A 23,586-nucleotide genomic window follows, 5' to 3' on the forward strand; every position below is an offset into this window, starting at 1 on the left:
CATCACAGTTTGATCAATATCCGCAGTAGATAGGTAAATTAGTCAGCGAACCTGTACATAGATCAAGCAAATTGGTCGCTTTGAAATATAAAATTAGTTCAATAATAACAAGAACATCCATTTCACTATCAATGTGAGATTCCTATCCGGCGGTAGTGCCCACAAGGATCGGTTGATGCTCTCCACATAGCAAACAGCTTCTCCCGGTGTATCCTCACTCCGCTTTTCTCGATTTATTGTCTCGTTTATTAAGGAAAGGCAATGAGAAATACAATAAAACTAAAAATGCAGATTGCGATCGCAATCGTTATCGCTGTGGTTAGCGGGGTTCAAGCTTGGATCTCTGTAAGCCAACTTAAACAAGAAACCACCTCCGCTCTTAATAGCGAAATGGCGAATGTTAGCCATGCTACCACCCGCTATATTAGTGATTGGTTGGCCATACGCAGTGACATGATGCTCGCCAACGAGAAAACCATCGTCCAGTCCACTAACTCAGACCGCGAAATGTTGATTACCAAGCGAGCGGGGGATTTTCTTTCTGTATATGCTGGTTTCGATGATGGCTCGATTGCTTACGGTGATAAAACTGAAGACTGGCCTGCCGATTACGACCCAAGAACTCGTCCTTGGTATCAAGATGCAATGAAAACCTCAGGACTTATCCTAACGGAACCATATCAAGATTTTGATGGCAGTATTGTAGTGAGCTTTGCGAAAGCCTTCTCTGGTGAGCGAAAAGGGGTTCTTGCCGCAGACCTCACGGTCACAAACATCATTAGTGAAGTTCTCAATGTATCTCTGGACAATGATGGTTTTACCTTCCTCGTTGATGGGAACAACAACATCGTCGCCTATCAGGACGAAAAGCTTAGTCAGCAACCTTTGACGGTTCTTAACCCAGCTCTGAGCCAGAGTATGATCAATGAACTAGTCAGCAAATCAGCGCTTTCAACGATTAGCTGGCCCGAGCAAGGGAATAAGCTTATCTACGTCACCAACGTGCCGACAACGGACTGGTCTTTAGGTATCGTGGTCGATAAAGACTTAGCCTTTGCTTCGGTTACTGAGCAAATTCAATTTACTGCGCTCGCCTCGATCATTTTGTACTTGGTCATCGCGACATTTAGTACCTATACAATCACTAAGCTGTTAAAACCTCTCCAAGATCTCTCTACGTCACTATCTCAACTATCTAAAGGCGAAGGCGATTTAACACAAAGAGTCGAAATCAAACGTCGTGACGAAATTGGAGAATTGGCGGAACATGTCAACCAGTTTTTGAGCCAAATGCAGGCGATGATTAGTGGTATTATTAGTCATAGTGACAAGTTGGCCAATCAAGCTGTACAAGCTAATGAACTGTCGCAACAAGCTTCACAGCAAGTGGAAGCCCAGCAAAATGATGTCAATCAGATCGCAACGGCCATCCATGAGATGTCAGCGACCGCAGCAGAAGTGGCGAGTCATGCAGAGCTGACCGCTTCAGCTTCACAAACTTCCTCTTCGGCATGTGAGGATGGACAGCAAGTCATTCAGAAAAACCGCCAAGCGATTGTGGAATTGGCTGATCAGGTCATGGCTGCTGCTGGAGTTATCTCTGAATTAGAAAGTAATACTCAAAGCATTAATCAGATTCTTTCCACCATTCAAGAGATTGCGGAACAAACCAATCTACTCGCGCTCAATGCTGCAATTGAAGCCGCTCGCGCTGGTGAACAAGGACGTGGTTTTGCGGTTGTGGCTGATGAAGTGCGCGTTCTCAGCCAACGGACTCATGGTTCGACAGAAGAAATCCGCAACATGATCGAGACGCTACAGAGCAACACTAAGTTAGCTGTCAATAGCATGCAAAGCAGTACCTCACTCGCCGATACCAGCGTTGACTATGCACAGCAAGCCGCGGATAGCTTAGGTCATATCACAGATGCTATTACCGAAATCAATGATATGGCATTACAAATTGCGAGCGCGGCTGAAGAACAACGAGCAGTGAGTGAAGATATCAGCCGCAATACACAAGGGATAAAAGACGCTTCCGATGTCCTTGCTTCACAAGCTATGCAAAGCAGCGAAAGCGCAGATAACATGCGTGAATCTGCTGAAACCATGCGCCGAGAAGTAGGACGCTTTAAGGTTTGATACCAACCAGAATAATCTTTGAATTAACGCTGTTTTAATGCATATTGTCAGCCATTACTCTTCCAAATTCACAAGGATTTCGTGTCAATGGGATATGAATGGCAGGCATTGGCAGCGGCTTTTCTTTGGGCGGTGGCCAGCCTACTTTCTGTTACTCCAGCTCAGCATCTAGGAACATTTGCCTATAGTCGTTGGCGTATGGGCTGTACCTCTGTGATTCTAGGAGGCATGGCGCTGGTTACCGGCGGTTGGGCAACAGTAGAAAACAGCGCGATTTCCGCAATGATGCTATCAGGCGTGATCGGTATTTTCATCGGAGATACCGCCCTTTTTGCTTGCCTCAATCGCATGGGACCAAGACAAGCTGGCCTGCTCTTTTCTTGTCACGCCGTCTTCTCCGCTGTACTTGGATACTTCCTATTCAGTGAAACCATGACGTCTCTTGAATTGTTGGGCTCTGCATTGGTATTCTCTGGCGTATTAACCGCGATATTTTTTGGTCGTAAAGGGCAAGCAAACAACCACTTAGAGTCGATTAAAGGCAGTATTTGGGTTGGTGTAGGGTTAGGACTACTTGCTGCCTTATGCCAAGCTTTAGGTGGCATTATCGCTAAACCTGTCATGCAAACCGCCATCGACCCTATCGCTGCCTCAGCCGTGCGAATGATGACCGCGTTTGCTGCTCACTGCCTGTTTTTCTTCTCTGGCGCCAAACTTTCCCGTGCAACACAACCAATGAACCTGCGAATTTTCTCAATTACTGCGGTCAATGGGTTTCTCGCTATGGCCGTAGGCATGACACTAATCCTCTATGCTCTGCAAGAAGGTAACGTCGGTATGGTGGCTCTATTATCTTCTACCACGCCAATCATGTTGTTGCCTATACTTTGGATTTACTCCGGCAGACGACCCAACCGATTTGCTTGGTTCGGGGCAATTGTTGCCGTTGTAGGTACAGGCATTTTGGTCAGTTAGACTATTGGAGCAATAGATATTTTCCACTATCTATTTCTTTACTAAACGGGAAAATAAAAGCAAGAAAACAGTAATACAGGTGTTTTGGAAAAATACTTACTGAGAGTAAGGTGAAAGATAACAACACTATTTCGCACACAATATTTGATCTTAACCTACAGTTTTGGTTAAAAAGTGTAGTAAAATTACGCTAATTTTGTTTCCAAAGTTACTTTGAAATTTGACGAGGTCATCACTATGACAGCTAAGAAGCCTATGGCTCTAGTTATTCTTGACGGTTACGGTCACCGTGAAGATACAGCAAGCAACGCAATCGCGAACGCGAAAACTCCTTTTCTTGATAGCCTGTTTGCTAACAAACCAAACACTCTAATCTCTGCTTCTGGCATGGATGTTGGCCTACCAGACGGTCAAATGGGTAACTCTGAAGTAGGTCACACAAACATCGGCGCGGGTCGTGTTGTATACCAAGACCTTACTCGTATCACTAAATCAATTGCTGACGGTGAGTTTGCACAGACTCCAGCACTTGTTGAAGCTATCGACTCGGCAGTGAAGGCAGAAAAAGCGGTACACATCATGGGTCTTATGTCTCCAGGTGGCGTACACTCTCATGAAGACCACATCTATGCAGCAGTTGAAATGGCAGCAGCACGTGGCGCAGAAAAGATCTACCTACACTGCTTCCTAGACGGTCGTGACACGCCACCACGCAGCGCAGAAAACTCTCTAAAACGTTTCCAAGACCTATTTGCTAAACTAGGTAAAGGCCGAGTAGCTTCTCTAGTGGGTCGCTACTACGCAATGGACCGTGACAACAACTGGGATCGCGTACAAGTTGCTTACGATCTTCTTACTCAAGCGAAAGCTGAGTTCACTTTCGACACTGCAGTTTCTGGTCTTGAAGCCGCTTACGCTCGTGAAGAGAACGATGAGTTCGTTAAAGCAACAGCAATCAAGGCTGATGGCCAAGAAGATGCGGTAATCGCAGACGGCGATGCAGTGATCTTTATGAACTACCGTGCTGACCGTGCTCGTCAAATCACACGTACTTTCGTGCCTGTATTCGACGGCTTCGAGCGCGCGGTATTCCCAGCAATCAACTTCGTAATGCTAACCCAATACGCTGCCGACATCCCGCTAGCAATAGCATTCCCACCAGCGTCACTAGAAAACACATACGGTGAGTGGCTATCTAAGCAAGGTCAAACTCAGCTACGTATCTCTGAAACTGAAAAGTACGCGCACGTAACTTTCTTCTTCAACGGTGGTGTTGAGAACGAATTCGAAGGCGAAGAGCGTCAACTTGTTGCTTCTCCAAAAGTAGCAACTTACGACCTACAGCCAGAAATGAGCTCTGAAGAGCTTACTGAAAAAATGGTTGCTGCGATCAAGTCTGGCAAGTACGACACGATCATTTGTAACTACCCTAACCCAGATATGGTTGGTCACACTGGCGTTTACGAAGCAGCTGAGCAAGCGATCGAAGCAATCGACGGCTGTGTTGCTAAAATTGTTGCGGCTATCGAAGAAGTAGGCGGCCAAATGCTGATCACTGCTGACCACGGTAACGCGGAAATGATGGTAGACCCAGAGACAGGTGGCACTCACACTGCTCACACTAACCTACCAGTACCGCTAATCTACGTTGGTGACAAAGACGTTGAGTTCAAACAAGGCGGTAAACTGTCTGACCTAGCGCCAACTATGCTATCGCTAACGGGTCTAGAGATCCCAGCAGAGATGACGGGTGAGATTCTAGTGAAGTAATTCACTCCAGCACTCGTATTTCTAAGCCCGAGTACTTGCTCGGGCTTGTTGTTTTCTTGAGCCTACAACAAGTTTTAATATTACGCTTTCTTCTAATCAAAAGGTTTGGGTATACTGAATGCTTCTCAAATAGTTAGGGCAAATTTGTAACATGGCGAGCACCTCACTAAGGACTCTATTTACAAGCAAGATTTACCTTGCACTCGGGTTAATGCTTTCTGCCTATTCAATAGCACCTAGCTACGCGGCCAATAATAATGAACTTAAAGGTGTCAGCGGAGAGATTTCTCGTCAAAAGCAGTCATTGTCTTCACAGAAAAAGAAACTCGACTCATTGCAAAAATCCCTTAAATCGCAAGAAATCACGATTAATCGCTTAGAAAAAGAGATTAAGGAAACCAAGGCCTCTCTCAACCATACCAATAAAAACATTGCCAATCTAAAGTCTAAAGTCGACCAACTCAAACAAAACAAGAAGGCACAAAGCGATAAGTTAGCAGAACTCATTCAAACCTATTATGTAACTCAGCGAGCAAAGGCTTCCTCTAACATTCTTAACCAAGGCGTCGAAGAAGACCGAATTAGCCAGTATTTCCAACACCTTGCCAAAGAGCGGGCAACCACTATTGCAGAACTTGAGAAAACCGCTGAGGAACTGGAAGATAGCCGAGAACAGCTAGGACTAGAGAAGCAGCAAATCACTAGCCTACTGAACCAGCAGACAAAAAAACGCGACCAACTGACTAAAACCCAATCTAAGCGTAAAGGTACGGTCTCGCAGATACGTAGCAGCATCTCAAACGACAAAGTTTATCTCTCTGAGCTACAGCGCAATGAAACCAGACTGAAAGCAGAGATAGCGAAAGCAGCTAAGCGCAACGCCGTTCCAATGGATGGCTTAGCCCGGAAGAAAGGCAAACTGCCTTGGCCTCTCAAAGGTAGAGTTCTACATAACTATGGCTCACGTCAGACTGGGCAGATAAACTGGAAAGGCATGGTGATTAATGCCAACTATGGACAATCTGTTAAAGCGGTGTACTCAGGCACGGTCGTATTTGCCGACTACCTGCGCGGCTATGGCTTAGTAATACTACTTGACCACGGAAAAGGTGATATGACCTTATATGGCTTTAACCAGAGCCTGCTAAAGAAAGAAGGTGATAAAGTCACTGCAGGAGAAAGTATCGCACTGGCAGGTGACACTGGTGGTCAGCCACGCCCATCGCTTTACTTTGAGATTCGCCGTAATAGTAAAACTCAAAACCCTAAAAGCTGGTTGACCCGCTAAGGCTTGCAATGTAGCGCGCGACTTAGCGTAGAACCACCAAGATCAGTTTAGGTGCGGTAGTACTGCTCAACCACCTCGATAAATGCGGTTAACTGCTCTTTAGGTAATGCATTAACCCCCGCAGCGGCTGCTCTTCCGCCTCCACTTGGAAATTGAATACAAATATCCCCAGCTCCTTGTTTATTGTTTAGTGGCGCGCGCAGCGAAACAGTATATGTTCCATCGCGGTTTTCAGTTAATACCGCATGAGCAGAATTAGGCGCTTGATTTGCCAAGTGATTGCCATAAACACCACTGATTCTACGAGATGATGCCTGATTTGGTAATTCAAAGACGGCTAAATTAGCGCTGCGGTATTTAGCTGTTATCGCCAAAGCCCGAGCCATATCTGCCTGATAAGCCGCACGCAAAACTAGAAATGGAGAGTTGTGATCAGCTATAACAGCAAAAGGATCATCGTAGGCCAAAAGCTCATGGAACAGTGCTGCGGGATGGAAATGCAGGTCTTCTAACTCTGCACCGTAACCATTGTAGTTGATGAGTGTCCCTAGCTCTTTGAGTTGTTGTTTTTGCTCATCACTCAAACCTTCCTTATCAGCTAGCTCATCCGCTTTAGCAATCAGATTGTCACCGTAGGCAGCCGTGATCGCCCAAGCGTGATATCGCCCAGCCAGTAACTCATCAATGATTAAAGCGGTACAGGTATTTGCATCTAAGTCGATATGCGCATCTAAATTGGCATTACGCGGAATATCTCCAGACTTATGGTGATCGGCATAGAAGATATCTAGCCCGTTCGCGAGTAGCTTTTCTAAACCAACCTTGTTCTGCTCCATCGAAATATCCAATACGGTGACAGAGTCGCCTGAAGTCGCTTCTAGCTTATCTAGCAGTCGGATATCACGCTTAACGCCTGTCACTAAAGCAGCGACCTTTGGTTCAGCTAAGCGGAGTTGAAGCAGAGCGATGATCCCGTCGGCATCACCATTGAATACATCGAAGTGCATAAAACAAAACCCATTAAAATATCTCCCGATACTCTAATGGGTTCTCACTGATTGAACAATTTCAATTAGTTATGACTAAGCATGAATTGCTTTAACGCCATCTTCCAATAATTGAAGCTGCTCCAAGCCTTGCGCCGTGGCTTTCGGTTTTACCACAGAAATCATTTGCAGCATGCCTTGATGGATAACCTGCTCGGTGATTTTTGTTTTAGGTGACATTGCCGCTTGGTAGCCCAACCAACTTGAAGCAATCATATGCAGTGTGGTGACAAGTGATTTCATCTCGCTATCTTCAACAGACACAAGCTCAAGGTCGACAAATGCTTGCATGATATTGATGAGGTTGGATTGTAGCTTTTCTTGAACCTGGATGTATTCTTCATGTAGCTGTTCATCGCGCTGAAGGATCTCCGGCAAATTAGCGTAGAAGAAGCGATACTTCCACATCAAAGTAAAGATGGAATCCAGATAGTGCTTGAGAAGAACTAAGCTCTCTTGCTGACCTTGAATAGGCGTGAAGCGCTCAAGAAGTTCATTAGAGTATAAAGCGAAGATCTCACGCACGATTTCTTGCTTGTTACGGAAGTGGTAATACAGGTTACCCGGACTAATATCGATGTGGGCGGCAATATGATTGGTTGTGATATTACGCTCACCATGTTGATTAAATTGTTCCAGTGCAGCAAGCACTATCTTGTCACGAGTCTTCATGAATTATCCGCACTCCTTTCTCTATGTCTAAGGGCAGTATAGCGGCTAGTGTAACCCATAACAAAAAAGCGCCTGGTCGTATCAGGCGCTTTTCATTAATTACTCAATTATTTGTGGTATGGCTTAGATAACTCATGCACCGCTTCAACAAATACACCAGCATTTTCTGGCGGTACATCTAAATGAATACCATGACCAAGGTTAAACACGTGACCTGTACCTGCATCACCAAAGCCTTCAAGAATAGTCGACACTTCTTCACGGATGCGCTCAGGAGACGCATAAAGCATTGATGGGTCCATGTTGCCTTGTAGCGCAACCTTGTCACCGACACGCTTCACTGCATCAGCGATATTAATTGTCCAATCTAGACCGACTGCATCACAGCCCGTTGCTGCGATCTGCTCTAGCCACATACCACCGTTCTTAGTAAAGAGCGTAACGGGTACGCGACGACCATCATTTTCGCGGATTAGACCATCTACGATTTTGTGCATGTATTGCAGCGAGAACAAGTTGTAGTCACGAGGAGTCAGTACACCGCCCCATGTATCGAAGACCATCACAGATTGAGCACCCGCTTTGATCTGTGCGTTTAAGTACTCGATCACACTATCTGCAAGCTTATCAAGCAGCAGGTGCAGAGTTTGTGGCTCTGCGTACATCATCTTTTTAATCTTAGTGAAAGCCTTCGAGCTACCACCTTCAACCATGTATGTCGCTAGAGTCCAAGGACTACCGGAGAAGCCGATCAGTGGCACATCACCATTCAGGTCTTTACGAATCTGACGTACAGCATTCATCACGTACTTAAGCTCACCTTCAGGATCTGGAAGACCAATTTTTTCTACATCCGCTTTGCAAGTGATTGGCTTGTCAAATACTGGTCCTTCGCCTGCTGCAAAGCGTAGCTCTAGTCCCATAGCATCCGGGATGGTTAGGATATCTGAGAACAGAATAGCGGCATCAAGAGGAAAACGGCGTAATGGCTGAAGTGTCACTTCAGAGGCTAACTCTGCATTCTTGCACAAAGACATAAAATCACCCGCTTCTGCGCGAGTTGCTTTGTATTCTGGAAGATAGCGACCGGCTTGACGCATCATCCATACAGGAGTGTAGTCAACTGGCTGCTTTAGTAACGCGCGAAGATAGCGGTCATTCTTTAATTCAGTCATTCCGTTTTTCCGATTTTTAGGCTCGTTTTTTTGTTGCGGCTATTCTAACACTGTTTGACTCGCAAAAGCTGTGTGCTTTGCAACCTAGATCAAGTTATTAACTTTTAAATCAGTGCTTAATTTGCACCCACTCAGTATCAGTGTTAAAAATTTGTTTGCTAGCGAAAACTACAATTATAAACCGAGCACATAGTGCTTGGCATCTCATAACGACATCTTACTTACCCCCTCCTTCTGGAGGGTTTTTTTTATCTATAATTCAGCTAGATAACTTAATTTCTCCCAGCGTATATTCAATTAACTGACGGGCAATAGTCCCCTCGGGTGCAACAGGTGGCAACTCATTTAAGCCGAACCAACCAGCATCACTAAGCTCACTATAATCTGGCTTTAAGACCCCTGATTGATAATCAGCGACAAAGCCCATCATCATACTAGATGGAAACGCCCAAGGTTGGCTGCCGAAATAGCGGATATTCGTCACCTCAACCCCTGTTTCTTCCTTTACCTCGCGAGCCACGCACTGCTCCAACGTTTCACCGACCTCTAAGAAACCGGCAATCACGGTATACATCCCGTTGCGATGCCTTGGGTGTTGCGCGAGCAGGATTTTGTCAGCTTTGCGAACCGCAACAATAATACATGGAAAGATGCGCGGGTAATGCAAGGTACGACAATCACCACACTGCATAGCCAATTGATTATGACTAAGGTGATTTCTCCCTCCACATTGAGGACAAAACCGCAAGCTTTGACTCATATGCCCGTATTGTACCGCTTTGCTCATCAGTAAAAAAAGGTCGCTGGGAACATGCAAACAGTCACGTAAAGAGGTCAATTCAAGCGGCTTAGTAACATCGGCTTCGTTAAGCCACATAACCGGGTAATTGTTCCACTGCCCAACTTCGATTGCCTGTTCATAAGGCAAGTTAAGGCCATCAGCACTGCCGATTGGCAACTGACCATTTTGCAGCCATACATCGCTTCCTGACACAACACACCAGTAAACTTTTTTCGTACGGTTTACGTCACCTTTCTTTAACATTGGCTCATCTCTCCACTTGCAGTTCGTCTATTTTACTGGCAATCTAAATTCATACCAGAGTTTGTGGTCCATCTATTTTGAGACTATAAATTTTAGTAAGGACAAGAGGTTGTACTCTGTACGTGCTTTGGGAGTCAAAGCGTAATGGTCACCGGAGAAGTGACTCGATCATGAGGATATGGTCATGCTAAATAAATTCAAACAAACACAAGAACAATGGGGTGGCTCAAGCGAAGTCATAGACCACTGGCTCGAAACCCGCCAGGCTTTGATTGTCGAATATTGCCAGCTAGGCTCCCTTCAACCTGTAAATGGACACGCGAACGTCGTCGAACTGCCTTCCCCGAAACAAATCAGCTCATTTTGCGATCACGTTGTCGATTACATTTCTGAAGGCCACTTCAAAATCTACGATATGGTAATGAAAAAGTGGCAAGCAACCGGCTTTAAGAGTAATGACGAAATCGATACAACCTACGCCAAGATCGTACTTACTACCGAGCCTTTACTTGAGTTTAACGATAAGTATGTCGGTGTTAGCGCTGACGACGAGCTACCTAACTTCGAAGTAGATATGTCGAAAGTTGGCGAACTGCTCGAAGTACGTTTTGAAGTTGAAGATCAGTTGATTCAACTTATCGCAGATAGCTTAGCGATTCCGCCTGGGGCTTAAGAGCTAGAGAGCTAGAGAATCTTGAAGGGTTGACGTTTTGCGTTAACCCTTTTTACTTAGGAACGCTTCGCTACGGATACGGGATGCGAGATGCGGACATCTCTCGAAGGACGAAGTCCAGTCTCGATTCTCGGAACGCAGTGTTCTCGTAGGGCGAAGCCCGAACCAGTTTTCCATAGGACGAAGTCCGTTCCCGAAGCAACGCGTTCCCTATCTTTAAAAACAAAAAAGGCACCCGAAGGTGCCTTTTGTCATTTCTTACACAGCGATTACTCGTCTGCAGACTTACTCATCAGAAGAGAAGCCTGCGTTTAGTAGCGCTGCAAGATTGTCTGTCGCTTGCTCAGCAGAAGGACCTTCTTGCTCTTCTGTACGCTTAGCTTGACGATCTTGGTGGTAAGCGAAACCTGTACCTGCTGGGATTAGACGACCAACAATTACGTTTTCTTTCAGACCACGTAGCTCATCACGCTTACCAGAAACAGCTGCTTCTGTTAGTACGCGAGTTGTCTCCTGGAACGATGCCGCAGAGATGAACGATTCAGTTGCTAGAGATGCTTTAGTAATACCAAGCAGCTCACGCTCGAAACGAACAAGCTCTTTGCCTTCAGCTTCTAGCTGACGGTTGGCAATCTTAACGTTCGCGTATTCAACCTGTTCACCCACTAGGAACTCTGTAGAGTCACCAGCATGTGTGATTGTACACTTGCGTAGCATCTGACGAACGATAGTCTCAATGTGCTTATCGTTAATCTTAACGCCCTGCAGACGGTATACTTCTTGAACTTCGTTCGCAATGTATTGCGTTACAGCGTGGATACCACGTAGACGTAGAATGTCATGTGGAGACTCTGGACCGTCTGCGATCACATCACCACGTTCAACTTTCTCGCCTTCGAATACGTTAAGCTGACGGTGCTTAGGAATCATCTCTTCGTAAGCGTCGCCGCCGTCACGAGTAATTACTAGACGACGTTTACCTTTCGTCTCTTTACCGAAGCTCACAGTACCTGTGTGCTCAGCAAGAATCGCAGGCTCTTTCGGCTTACGTGCTTCGAATAGGTCTGCTACGCGTGGTAGACCACCGGTGATATCTTTGTTACCACCAGATTTCTGAGGGATACGAGAAAGTGTATCACCCACGCCTACTTCAGCGCCGTCTTCGATGTTAACGATAGCTTTACCAGGTAGGAAGTAGTGAGCTGGCATATCAGTACCAGGAATCATTACGTCTTTACCTGCCACATCAACAAGTTTGATAGCTGGACGCATATCTTTACCTGCTGCTGGACGAGCTGCCGCTTCAGTTACTTCGCTTGAAGATAGACCCGTTAGGTCATCCGTTTGACGAGAAACTGTCACACCGTCGATCATGTCTACGAACTGGATGCGACCTGCCACTTCAGTGATGATTGGCATAGTGTGCGCTTCCCAGTTTGCTACTGTTTCACCAGCTTGAACTGCGTCGTTGTCGCCTTTGCTCAGTAGAGAACCGTATGGAAGTTTGTGCTTCTCTTTAGTACGACCAAACTCATCAATGATAGTCAGTTCAGATGCACGAGAAGTGATAACAAGCTTCTTATCTTTGTTGGTTACGAACTTAGCATTGTGTAGCTTAACCGTACCTGTTGTCTTAGCTTGGATGCTGTTCTCTGCTGCCGCAGTAGATGCCGCACCACCGATGTGGAACGTACGCATTGTAAGCTGTGTACCCGGCTCACCGATAGACTGAGCAGCGATAACGCCCACTGCTTCACCTTGGTTCACTAGGTGACCACGTGCTAGGTCACGGCCGTAACACTGTGCACAACAACCGAAGTCCGCATCACAGGTAACTACTGAGCGCACTTTCATGCTATCTACTGAGTTCTCTTCCATGATCTGACACCACTTCTCATCAATTAGAGTATTACGTGGGATCAGAACTTCTTCAGTACCTGGCTTAAGAACGTCTTCAGCAACAACACGACCTAGAGCAAGCTCAGAAAGTGCAACTTTAACGTCACCACCTTCGATGTGCGGCATCATATCGACACCTTCGTGCGTACCACAGTCATGTTCGTGCACGACAACGTCTTGAGCAACGTCTACTAGACGACGAGTTAGGTAACCCGAGTTCGCTGTTTTCAGTGCTGTATCCGCAAGACCCTTACGAGCACCGTGCGTTGAGATAAAGTACTGAAGGACGTTTAGACCTTCTTTAAAGTTCGCTGTGATCGGCGTTTCGATGATTGAACCATCTGGACGCGCCATCAGACCACGCATACCTGCTAGCTGACGAATCTGAGCTGCAGAACCACGTGCGCCCGAGTCGGCCATCATGTAGATACTGTTGAATGATTCTTGCTGCTCTTCTTCACCTTCGCGGTTAACGACTGTTTCAGAAGATAGGTTTTCCATCATCAACTTAGCTACGCGATCGTTGGTCGATGCCCAAATATCGATCACTTTGTTGTAGCGCTCACCCGCAGTTACAAGACCAGATTGGTACTGTTCTTGAATTTCGCGAACTTCTGCTTCCGCTTCTTCGATCTCAGTGTACTTCGCTGCCGGTACAACCATATCGTCGATACCAACAGATACACCAGAAAGTGCCGCGTAAGCGAAACCTGTGTACATGATTTGGTCAGCGAAGATTACTGTGTCTTTCAGACCTAGCTTACGGTACGCCTCGTTAAGTAGGTGAGAGATTTGTTTCTTACCTAGCTTTTGGTTAACGATACTGTACGGAAGACCAGCTGGCACGATTTGCCAAAGCATTGCACGACCGATAGTTGTATCAACCATCTTAGTCTCAGTTGTGCTATTGCCATCTTCATCAACGACAGTCTCTGTGATGCGAACTTTAACGCGAGCGTGTAGCTCAGCAGTCTTGGTACGGTATGCTTTCTCAGCTTCTGCTGGGCTAGCAAGATACATACCTTCGCCTTTCACGTTGATCTTGTCACGAGTCATGTAGTAAAGACCCAATACAACGTCCTGAGAAGGTACGATGATCGGATCACCTGATGCTGGCGACAGAATGTTGTTTGTCGACATCATCAGCGTACGAGCTTCAAGCTGTGCTTCTAGAGTTAGAGGCACGTGAACCGCCATTTGGTCACCATCGAAGTCCGCGTTGTACGCCGCACACACAAGTGGGTGTAGCTGAATCGCTTTACCTTCGATCAGTACTGGTTCGAACGCTTGGATACCTAGACGGTGAAGTGTAGGTGCACGGTTCAATAGTACTGGGTGTTCGCGGATTACTTCGTCTAGGATATCCCAAACGATCGCTTCTTCACGCTCTACCATCTTCTTAGCAGCTTTGATTGTCGTCGCTAGGCCACGAGTCTCTAACTTGCTGTAGATGAATGGTTTGAATAGCTCAAGTGCCATCTTCTTAGGAAGACCACACTGGTGTAGACGAAGGTATGGACCTACTGTGATTACAGAACGGCCAGAGTAGTCTACACGCTTACCTAGAAGGTTCTGACGGAAACGACCTTGTTTACCCTTGATCATATCAGCAAGAGATTTCAGAGGACGCTTGTTCGAACCAGTGATCGCGCGACCGCGACGACCGTTATCTAGAAGTGCATCAACAGACTCTTGTAGCATACGCTTTTCGTTACGTACGATGATGTCCGGAGCAGCAAGCTCTAGTAGACGCTTCAAACGGTTGTTACGGTTGATTACGCGACGGTATAGGTCGTTCAGATCAGAAGTCGCGAAGCGACCGCCATCTAGTGGTACTAGAGGACGTAGATCTGGCGGAAGTACCGGAAGCACAGTCAGGATCATCCACTCTGGGTTGTTTCCAGATTGAACGAACGCTTCAACTAGCTTCAGACGCTTAGTGATCTTCTTACGCTTAGTCTCTGAGTTAGTAGACTGAAGCTCTTCACGCATTTCTTCGATTTCAGCAGGCAGATCCATAGACGCAAGTAGGTCTTTGATCGCTTCCGCACCCATCTTAGCCGTGAACTCATCACCCCACTCTTCTAGACGATCTAGATACTCTTCTTCAGTAAGCATCTGAGATTTTTCTAGGTCAGTCATACCTGGTTCTGTTACTACGTACATTTCGAAGTAAAGAACACGTTCGATATCACGTAGAGGGATATCCATTAGTAGACCGATACGAGACGGTAGTGATTTTAGGAACCAGATGTGAGCAACTGGTGAAGCAAGCTCGATGTGGCCCATACGGTCACGACGAACTTTAGTTTGTGTAACTTCTACGCCACACTTCTCACAGATAACACCACGGTGTTTCAGACGCTTATATTTACCACAAAGACATTCGTAGTCTTTTACTGGACCAAAAATACGCGCACAGAACAGACCATCACGCTCAGGCTTGAACGTACGATAGTTGATCGTTTCAGGTTTCTTAACTTCACCGAAAGACCATGAACGGATCATGTCTGGTGAAGATAGACCGATTTTGATTGCATCAAATTCTTCGGTCTTATGCTGCGCTTTTAGAAAGTTTAATAAGTCTTTCACAATCAGCTCCTGTAAGGAGTTAAAAGGGGCTCACCCGCAAAAGTGAGCACCTTCTACCAAATAATCGCTTTTCTCAATTAAGAAAGAAGGGATTACTCTTCGTCTTCTAGCTCGATGTTGATACCTAGCGAGCGAATCTCTTTCAACAGTACGTTGAACGATTCTGGCATGCCAGGTTCCATGCTGTGGTTGCCATCTACGATGTTCTTGTACATCTTAGTACGGCCGTTAACGTCATCCGACTTAACTGTTAGCATTTCTTGAAGCGTGTAAGCAGCACCGTATGCTTCTAGTGCCCATACTTCCATCTCACCGAAACGCTGACCACCGAACTGAGCTTTACCACCAAGTGGTTGCTGAGTTACTAGGCTGTACGAACCAGTTGAACGAGCGTGCATCTTGTCATCAACAAGGTGGTTCAGTTTCAGCATGTACATGTAACCAACAGTTACAGGACGCTCAAACGCATCACCTGTGCGACCATCAAACAGCGTTAGCTGACCAGATTCTGGTAGGTCACCTAGTTTCAATAGCTCTTTGATTGATTGCTCAGACGCACCGTCAAATACTGGAGTCGCGATCGGTAGACCACCACGTAGGTTCTTGATCAGCGTACGAACTTCGTCATCAGATAGAGACGCAACGTCTACTTTCTGACGAGTATCACCAAGGTCGTAGACTTTCTGTAGGAAGTCACGGAACTTAGCTAGCTCTTGCTGCTCTTTCACCATTTGGTTGATCTTGTCACCGATACCTTTCGCCGCCAGACCTAAGTGAACTTCTAGGATCTGACCGATGTTCATACGCGAAGGTACACCCAGTGGGTTAAGTACGATGTCTACCGGCTGACCTTTCTCATCGTAAGGCATGTCTTCAACAGGGTTGATCTTAGAGATTACACCCTTGTTACCGTGACGACCCGCCATCTTATCACCAGGCTGGATACGACGTTTAACCGCTAGGTAAACCTTAACGATCTTCAGTACGCCAGGTGCTAGATCATCACCTTGTGTGATCTTACGACGCTTAGTTTCAAACTTCTTATCGAAGTCAGCACGTAGCTCGTCGTACTGCTCTGCTAGCTGTTCAAGCTGAGTCTGTTGAGCATCATCTTCAAGCGTTAGCTCTAGCCACTTCTTACGATCGATAGCATCTAGTTTCGCTTCAGTGTAACCACCGTCAAGAAGTACAGCTTTAACACGGTTTAGAAGGCCACCCTCAAGAATCTGGAATTCTTCAGTAAGGTCTTTCTTCGCTTCTTTAAGCTGCATCTGTTCAATTTCAAGTGCACGTTTGTCTTTTTCAACACCGTCACGAGTAAATACTTGAACGTCGATGATTGTACCTGAAACTGAGTTTGGTACGCGTAGAGACGTGTCTTTAACGTCTGACGCTTTCTCACCGAAGATAGCACGTAGTAGCTTCTCTTCAGGAGTTAGCTGAGTTTCACCTTTAGGCGTTACTTTACCTACAAGGATGTCACCGCCTTTCACTTCCGCACCGATATAAACGATACCTGACTCGTCTAGTTTAGACAGAGCAGACTCACCTACGTTTGGAATATCAGCAGTGATTTCTTCAGCACCAAGCTTAGTATCACGCGCCACACAAGATAGTTCTTGGATGTGGATCGTAGTGAAACGGTCTTCTTGAACTACGCGCTCAGATACTAAGATCGAGTCTTCGAAGTTGTAACCATTCCAAGGCATGAACGCGATACGCATGTTCTGACCAAGCGCTAGCTCACCAAGGTCTGTTGAAGGACCGTCAGCAAGAACGTCACCACGTGCTACAGGTTCACCAGGCATCACACATGGACGCTGGTTGATACACGTGTTTTGGTTAGAACGAGTGTATTTGGTTAGGTTGTAGATATCGATACCAGCTTCACCTGGGATCAGCTCGTCTTCGTTCACTTTAACAACGATACGAGAAGCATCTACAGACTGGATTACACCACCACGTTTCGCTACCGCTGTAACACCAGAGTCAACTGCGATGTTACGCTCGATACCAGTACCAACTAGAGGCTTGTCAGCCTTAAGTGTTGGAACTGCCTGACGTTGCATGTTGGCACCCATCAATGCACGGTTCGCATCATCGTGTTCTAGGAACGGGATAAGCGACGCAGCGATAGATACAACCTGGTTGGTTGCAACGTCCATGTAGTCAACATGTTCGCGTGGGTGTAGGCCAGATTCACCTTTCTGACGAGCAGTGATTAGCTCTTCCGAGAATGTACCTTGCTCAGTAAGAACAGTGTTCGCCTGAGCGATAACATACTGGCCTTCCTGAATAGCAGATAGGTAATCTACTTCGTCTGTAACAACACCATCTACAACACGACGGTATGGCGTCTCTAAGAAACCAAACTCGTTACAACGTGCGAACGCGGATAGAGAGTTGATCAGACCGATGTTTGGACCTTCCGGCGTTTCGATAGGACATAGACGACCGTAGTGAGTTACGTGTACGTCTCGTACTTCGAAGCCAGCACGTTCACGAGTTAGACCACCAGGACCCAATGCAGAAATACGACGCTTGTGCGTTACTTCTGATAACGGGTTGTTTTGGTCCATAAACTGTGAAAGCTGTGAAGAGCCAAAGAATTCTTTAACCGCAGCAGAGATCGGCTTAGCGTTGATTAGATCTTGAGGCATGATTGCATCAAGGTCACCAAGGCTTAAACGCTCTTTAACCGCACGCTCAACACGTACTAGACCAACGCGGAATTGGTTTTCTGCCATTTCGCCAACAGAACGGATACGACGGTTACCTAGGTGGTCGATATCGTCCACTTCACCGATGCCGTTACGGATAGCGATAAGCTTCTTCATCACTTCGATGATATCAGTTTCATCAAGTGTGCCTTGCTCTTGAGCATCTTCACGTTCAATTGAGCTGTTAAACTTCATACGACCAACAGTCGATAGATCGTAACGCTCTTCTGAGAAGAATAGGCTTTCGAATAGTGCTTCAGCAGCTTCTTTCGTTGGCGGCTCGCCCGGGCGCATCATGCGGTAGATTTCTACCAGTGCAGAAATACGATCAACAGTGCTGTCGATACGTACGGTTTCTGACATGAACGGACCGTGGTCTAGATCGTTAGTAAATAACGTTTGTAGAGCTTTGTGGCCTGCCTGAGAAAGATTAGCTAGTGCTTCAAGGCTGATTTCTTGGTTTGCACCAACAATGATCTCGCCTGTCGCCTCGTTGATGTAATCTTGTGATGCAACTTTGCCTACGATGTACTCAACAGGTACTTCGATATGCTCAACGCCCTCTTTTTCAAGCTGACGGATGTGGCGCGCAGTTACACGACGACCAGTTTCAACGTAAGTTTTGCCATTAGCTTCGATATCGAAAGACGCAGTTTCACCACGTAGACGATCAGGAACAAGCTCCATTAGAAGAGTTTGATCTTTAACTTCGAAGTTCACCTTCTCGAAGAAGATATCCAGAATCTCTTCTGTCGTCTTACCTAGTGCGCGAAGAATGATAGATGCTGGTAGCTTACGACGGCGGTCTATACGTACGTATAAGTTGTCCTTAGGATCAAACTCGAAATCAAGCCATGAACCACGGTAAGGAATTACGCGCGCATTATATAGAACTTTACCTGATGAGTGGGTCTTACCCTTATCGCTGTCGAAGAATACACCTGGGCTTCTGTGCAGCTGGGATACGATAACCCTCTCGGTACCATTAATTACGAAGGTACCATTGTCTGTCATAAGCGGAATTTCGCCCATGTAGACTTCTTGTTCTTTAATGTCTTTTACAGTACCTGCTGGCGCGTCTCTATCAAAGATAACTAGGCGCAGTTTTACGCGTAGTGGTTTTGAATAAGTTACGCCGCGGATTTGACATTCTTTAACGTCAAAAACTGGCTCACCAAGACGGTAGCTAACGTATTGCAGCTCGGAATTGCCGTTGTAGCTCTGAATTGGAAATACAGAACGGAAAGCAGCTTCAAGACCGTATTGACCTTCAGGATCCTGTTCGATGAATTTCTCGAACGAATCGAGCTGGATCGATAGCAGGTATGGAATGTCCAACACTTGTGGACGAGTACCAAAGTCCTTACGGATGCGCTTTTTCTCGGTATAAGAGTAAACCATGGGGTTCCTCAGCTCGCTGATAAGTGACCCAAACTGTCTCCAATCGTTATGAGACAGTGACTAACATCTGTTTGATCGTAGTGACATTTCATTAAGAGCTAATGAAATGTTTTTTGCTAGGAACTTGGGTGCTCAAACAGCGGAAAAATCACCCAACCCCTACAGCGCAAAAAGGCCGGTGGTTATAAAACCACCAGCCATTAGCCGTTAGGCTAAGAAACTATGCAATAATTACTTAACAGTAACACTTGCACCAGCTTCTTCTAGCTGAGCTTTAAGAGCTTCAGCTTCGTCTTTCTCTACGCCTTCTTTAAGAGCTGCAGGAGCTGAGTCTACAAGACCTTTAGCTTCTTTAAGACCTAGGCCAGTTGCGCCACGTACAGCTTTGATTACAGCAACTTTGTTGCCGCCAGCAGATTCTAGGATTACGTCGAACTCAGTTTGCTCAGCAGCAGCTTCGCCACCAGCAGCGCCGCCAGCTACAACAGCAGCAGCAGCAGAAACGCCGAATTTCTCTTCCATCGCTTCGATTAGTTCAACAACTTGCATTACAGACATTTCTGCAACTGCGTCTAGGATTTGCTCGTTAGTAATAGACATAACAATTCTCTTTTAAATCAACAATAAGTTTATTAAGCAACCAGAAAAAAGCAAGGCTTATGCCGCAGCTTCTTCTTTTTGGTCGCGTAGTGCAGCGATAGTACGTACCAGCTTGCCTGCAGAAGCTTCTTTCATGCACATCATTAGGCGTGCGATAGCTTCGTCGTAAGTTGGTAGTGTCGCTAGTACTTCAGCGTCAGTAAGCGCGCCTTCAAATGCAGCAGCTTTGATCTCGAAATCTGTGTTCTCTTTAGCGAAGTCTTTGAAAAGACGCGCTGCAGCACCTGGGTGCTCGTTAGAGAATGCGATTAGAGTAGGACCAGTGAAAGTGTCTGTTAGACACTCGTAGTCTGTACCTTCAACCGCACGACGCATTAGTGTGTTACGAACAACTCGTACATAAACACCAGCTTCACGAGCCTGTTTACGTAGAGAAGTCATCGCGCCCACTTCAACGCCACGAGAGTCAGCTACAACTGCAGAAAGTGCACCACTGGCAGCTTCGTTGACTTCAGCAACAATTGCTTTTTTGTCTTGAAGGTTTAAAGCCATCTTGGATTTACTCCTGGTTGTCGTTACACCACTCACTATTATCACAACAGTGAGAGCTATTGAGGTGCTTCCCAGAAGAAAGGTAACTATTTACATAGAGCTTTCTGTCAGTTCGGGCACCATCTACGTAGGGATATTAAGCCATCATTTGTCAAACAAAGTCAGACACCTACGGTCTTGGACGGAGACTGGGTCATAATTCACAGCAAATTCTTAACGAATTTAATGAACCAAAGTTCAGCCCCAACCACAAATATTAGGCGCGAAATTATACACTAATTTCACGCCTAAGCAAATATTTATGCTACGGTGTTCAGGCTAGCCTGATCAACAGCAACACCAGCACCCATAGTAGTAGAGATGCTAACCTTCTGTAGGAATGTACCCTTAGCAGAAGATGGTTTAGCTTTCTTCAGAGCAACTAGAAGTGCTTCTAGGTTCTCTTTGATCTGCTCAGCAGAGAAGTTTGCTTTACCGATAGTAGTGTGGATGATGCCGTTTTTGTCGTTACGGTAACGAACCTGACCAGCTTTAGCGTTCTTAACCGCTTCAGCAACGTTAGGAGTTACAGTACCAACTTTAGGGTTTGGCATAAGACCGCGAGGACCTAGGATAGTACCTAGTTGACCTACAACGCGCATTGCATCTGGAGAAGCAACAACTACGTCAAAGTTCATTTCGCCTTTCTTAACTTGCTCAGCAAGATCTTCCATACCTACGATGTCTGCGCCAGCTTCTTTAGCTGCTTCAGCGTTAGCACCTTGAGTGAACACTGCAACGCGGATTTCGCGGCCAGTACCGTGAGGTAGTACAGTTGCACCACGTACGTTCTGGTCAGATTTACGAGCATCGATGCCTAGGTTAACAGCAACGTCAACAGACTCAACGAATTTAGCAGTCGCTAGTTCTTGAAGAAGAGTAACAGCTTCGTTGATTTCGTATTCTTTAGTTACGTCAACTTTTTCGCGGATTACGCGCATGCGCTTAGTTAGTTTAGCCATCTTATTAACCCTCTACCACTAGGCCCATTGAACGAGCAGTACCAGCGATTGAACGCTTCATTGCTTCGATGTCAGCACCAGTCATATCAGCAGCTTTAGTTTCTGCGATTTCTTGGATTTGAGCGTCAGTTACAGTACCCACTTTTTCAGTGTTTGGACGACCAGAACCAGACTTAACGCCAGCAGCTTTCTTAAGAAGAACAGCAGCAGGTGGAGTCTTAGTGATGAACGTGAAAGAACGGTCGTTGTATACTGTGATAACAACTGGAGTTGGTAGGCCTTTCTCGATAGATTCTGTTTTCGCGTTGAACGCTTTACAGAATTCCATGATGTTAACACCGTGTTGACCTAGTGCAGGACCAACCGGTGGACTTGGGTTCGCCATACCAGCAGCAACTTGTAGCTTGATGTAAGCTTCAACTTTCTTAGCCATGATAATTCCTAATTTTGGGTACAATCGCTAATCGGCCGATCAGCTCCCCGTTGATATTAAAACTTGTTATTTTGCTCTGCAGCTTTCGCTTAAAGCAAAATAATAAGGCGCGAAATTATAGTCATAATCCGCGCCTTATACAAGCCTAAAAAGGTGATTTTTTATACTCTACAAATGAGAGTCTTAGTCGAGTTTTTCAACCTGACCAAATTCAAGCTCAACCGGAGTCGCACGACCAAAGATCGATACAGACACCTTCACGCGGCTCTTATCATAATCAACTTCTTCAACCGTACCGTTGAAATCAGCAAATGGACCGTCAGTAACACGTACCACTTCACCCGCTTCGTACATAGTACGTGGGCGAGGAGCCTCACTTGCTTTCTCTAGACGATTAAGAATCGCGTCAGCTTCTTTATCAGTGATAGGAGCTGGACGATCCGAGGTACCACCAATGAAGCCCATGACACGCGGCACACTGCGTACTAAGTGCCATGATTCATCGTTCATGATCATCTGAACTAGGACGTAACCAGGGAAGAACTTACGCTCAGACTTACGACGCTGACCTGCACGCATTTCCACTACTTCTTCAGTAGGGACTAGAACTTCACCAAACAGCTCTTCCATGCCATGCATTTTGATATGCTCACGAAGAGATTGGGCTACACGACCTTCAAATCCAGAGAAGGCTTGAACCACATACCAGCGTTTTTTTGGAGCTTCACTCATGAATTAAAACCCTCTATACCCCAGTCACAAAGTTGACAAGACGAACCATAATGCCGTCAATGCCCCAAAGCACTAGAGCCATTACAATACTTACAGCTAAAACAATCAAAGTTGTTTGCATAGTCTCTTGGCGTGTAGGCCACACCACTTTACGTACTTCCATACGTGATTCTTTTGCAAACTCGATTGCAGCTTTACCCTTAGTTGTTGTAGCAGCAACACCAAGTGCCGCAGCGATTAATACAACAACACCTGCAGCGCGAATCACTACAGACATTTCACCATACAGGTAATTACCCACAACAGCGGCAGCTAGCAGAGTAAAAGTGACAACCCACTTGAAAATATCTGCGCTATTTGAGCTATCAGGAGTTTCAGCATTATTTGCTTTCATAAAACCAACCTGTCTAAGTCTTAATATAGACGACAACAACCCCGCTGTTGCAGGGCAAATCCATGAAACGACAATTTAAATAAATTGACGTACTCTTTTATTGATTGAGACGCAACACCTCAACCAAAAATCCTGCTTAATGCCATGTTGCATAAGAAAACAACTGACATTTTGTATAGTGCAGAAAAAGGGCATCAAATGATGCCCTTTTTGCTACTGGTTCGTCAAATCTTATTCAAAGATTTTCCGAAGTCTTTAGCTAATTCCGAAGAATCAGTCGAAGATCTTAGCAACAACACCAGCACCAACTGTACGGCCACCTTCTCGGATTGCGAAACGTAGACCTTCATCCATCGCGATTGGAGCGATTAGTTCAACAGTCATCTTGATGTTATCACCTGGCATTACCATTTCTACGCCTTCTGGTAGCTCGATGTTACCAGTTACGTCAGTTGTACGGAAGTAGAACTGTGGAC

At 45.9% G+C, this 23,586-nt stretch carries 17 protein-coding genes and 1 pseudogene; 5 read left to right on the forward strand and 13 right to left on the reverse strand.

The features are described 5' to 3' along the window. Window positions 1-261: 261 nt before the first annotated feature. The 4 genes from ZX61_RS00410 (at window position 262) to ZX61_RS00425 (ending at window position 6,175) form a co-directional block, all read left to right on the forward strand. Window positions 262-2,142: a methyl-accepting chemotaxis protein gene (locus ZX61_RS00410; RefSeq protein ID WP_049842764.1), complete on the forward strand. Its 1,881-nt coding sequence runs from the start codon at window positions 262-264 to the stop codon at window positions 2,140-2,142. A gap of 87 nt (window positions 2,143-2,229) precedes the next feature. Then, entirely contained in the window at window positions 2,230-3,117 is an 888-nt protein-coding gene (locus ZX61_RS00415; RefSeq protein WP_049842765.1) for a DMT family transporter, read from the forward strand. 237 nt (window positions 3,118-3,354) lie between these two features. After that, window positions 3,355-4,887 carry a 2,3-bisphosphoglycerate-independent phosphoglycerate mutase gene (gpmM, locus tag ZX61_RS00420; RefSeq protein ID WP_049842766.1) on the forward strand — a complete coding sequence of 511 codons (1,533 nt, stop codon included), beginning with the start codon at window positions 3,355-3,357 and terminating at the stop codon, window positions 4,885-4,887. Window positions 4,888-5,038: 151 nt separating this feature from the next. Beyond that, on the forward strand, window positions 5,039-6,175 hold the full coding sequence (locus ZX61_RS00425) for a murein hydrolase activator EnvC family protein (protein ID WP_049842767.1): 1,137 nt from the start codon (window positions 5,039-5,041) through the stop codon (window positions 6,173-6,175). A gap of 47 nt (window positions 6,176-6,222) precedes the next feature. On the opposite strand, the gene ZX61_RS00430 is transcribed toward ZX61_RS00425, so the two are convergent. The 4 genes from ZX61_RS00430 to nudC all read right to left on the reverse strand — a co-directional run bounded on the left by ZX61_RS00430 (window position 6,223) and on the right by nudC (window position 10,113). Then, window positions 6,223-7,182: a DHHA1 domain-containing protein gene (locus ZX61_RS00430; protein ID WP_049842768.1), complete on the reverse strand. Its 960-nt coding sequence runs from the start codon at window positions 7,180-7,182 to the stop codon at window positions 6,223-6,225. Between the two features lie 75 nt (window positions 7,183-7,257). Continuing rightward, complete coding sequence (locus ZX61_RS00435; RefSeq protein WP_049842769.1) at window positions 7,258-7,893, reverse strand: TetR/AcrR family transcriptional regulator; 636 nt, start codon at window positions 7,891-7,893, stop codon at window positions 7,258-7,260. A 107-nt stretch (window positions 7,894-8,000) separates the two neighbouring features. Then, the gene (gene hemE / locus ZX61_RS00440) at window positions 8,001-9,068 is read right to left on the reverse strand and encodes a uroporphyrinogen decarboxylase (RefSeq protein ID WP_049842770.1); all 1,068 of its coding nucleotides are present in this window, start codon (window positions 9,066-9,068) and stop codon (window positions 8,001-8,003) included. 259 nt (window positions 9,069-9,327) lie between these two features. Further along, on the reverse strand, window positions 9,328-10,113 hold the full coding sequence (gene nudC / locus ZX61_RS00445) for an NAD(+) diphosphatase (protein WP_049842771.1): 786 nt from the start codon (window positions 10,111-10,113) through the stop codon (window positions 9,328-9,330). Between the two features lie 178 nt (window positions 10,114-10,291). Between nudC and ZX61_RS00450 the strand changes: the two genes are divergently transcribed. After that, a complete protein-coding gene (locus ZX61_RS00450) occupies window positions 10,292-10,786 on the forward strand; it encodes an Rsd/AlgQ family anti-sigma factor (RefSeq protein ID WP_049842772.1) in 495 nt (164 codons plus the stop codon). Window positions 10,787-11,071: 285 nt separating this feature from the next. Here ZX61_RS00450 and rpoC read toward each other — a convergent pair whose 3' ends face one another. The 9 genes and pseudogenes from rpoC to tuf all read right to left on the reverse strand — a co-directional run. Then, window positions 11,072-15,277 (reverse strand): DNA-directed RNA polymerase subunit beta', encoded by a 4,206-nt coding sequence (rpoC, locus tag ZX61_RS00455; RefSeq protein ID WP_049842773.1) that lies wholly within the window; start codon window positions 15,275-15,277, stop codon window positions 11,072-11,074. Window positions 15,278-15,369: 92 nt separating this feature from the next. Continuing rightward, entirely contained in the window at window positions 15,370-19,398 is a 4,029-nt protein-coding gene (gene rpoB, locus ZX61_RS00460) for a DNA-directed RNA polymerase subunit beta (RefSeq protein ID WP_049842774.1), read from the reverse strand. 231 nt (window positions 19,399-19,629) lie between these two features. After that, window positions 19,630-19,998, reverse strand: coding sequence for a 50S ribosomal protein L7/L12 (gene rplL, locus ZX61_RS00465; protein ID WP_049842775.1), 369 nt, complete (start codon window positions 19,996-19,998; stop codon window positions 19,630-19,632). Between the two features lie 57 nt (window positions 19,999-20,055). After that, window positions 20,056-20,550 (reverse strand): 50S ribosomal protein L10, encoded by a 495-nt coding sequence (gene rplJ, locus ZX61_RS00470; RefSeq protein WP_045975435.1) that lies wholly within the window; start codon window positions 20,548-20,550, stop codon window positions 20,056-20,058. Window positions 20,551-20,849: 299 nt separating this feature from the next. After that, window positions 20,850-21,551 (reverse strand): 50S ribosomal protein L1, encoded by a 702-nt coding sequence (rplA, locus tag ZX61_RS00475; protein WP_049842776.1) that lies wholly within the window; start codon window positions 21,549-21,551, stop codon window positions 20,850-20,852. Between the two features lie 4 nt (window positions 21,552-21,555). Continuing rightward, entirely contained in the window at window positions 21,556-21,984 is a 429-nt protein-coding gene (rplK, locus tag ZX61_RS00480; RefSeq protein WP_006957115.1) for a 50S ribosomal protein L11, read from the reverse strand. Between the two features lie 183 nt (window positions 21,985-22,167). Continuing rightward, window positions 22,168-22,716 (reverse strand): transcription termination/antitermination protein NusG, encoded by a 549-nt coding sequence (gene nusG, locus ZX61_RS00485; protein WP_049842777.1) that lies wholly within the window; start codon window positions 22,714-22,716, stop codon window positions 22,168-22,170. Between the two features lie 13 nt (window positions 22,717-22,729). Next, entirely contained in the window at window positions 22,730-23,110 is a 381-nt protein-coding gene (secE, locus tag ZX61_RS00490; RefSeq protein ID WP_049842778.1) for a preprotein translocase subunit SecE, read from the reverse strand. A 273-nt stretch (window positions 23,111-23,383) separates the two neighbouring features. Further along, window positions 23,384-23,586: pseudogene (gene tuf, locus ZX61_RS00495) on the reverse strand (elongation factor Tu); the annotation flags it as partial.

This window comes from Vibrio sp. VPAP30 (assembly GCF_001188205.1).
Taxonomy (GTDB): domain Bacteria; phylum Pseudomonadota; class Gammaproteobacteria; order Enterobacterales; family Vibrionaceae; genus Vibrio; species Vibrio bivalvicida.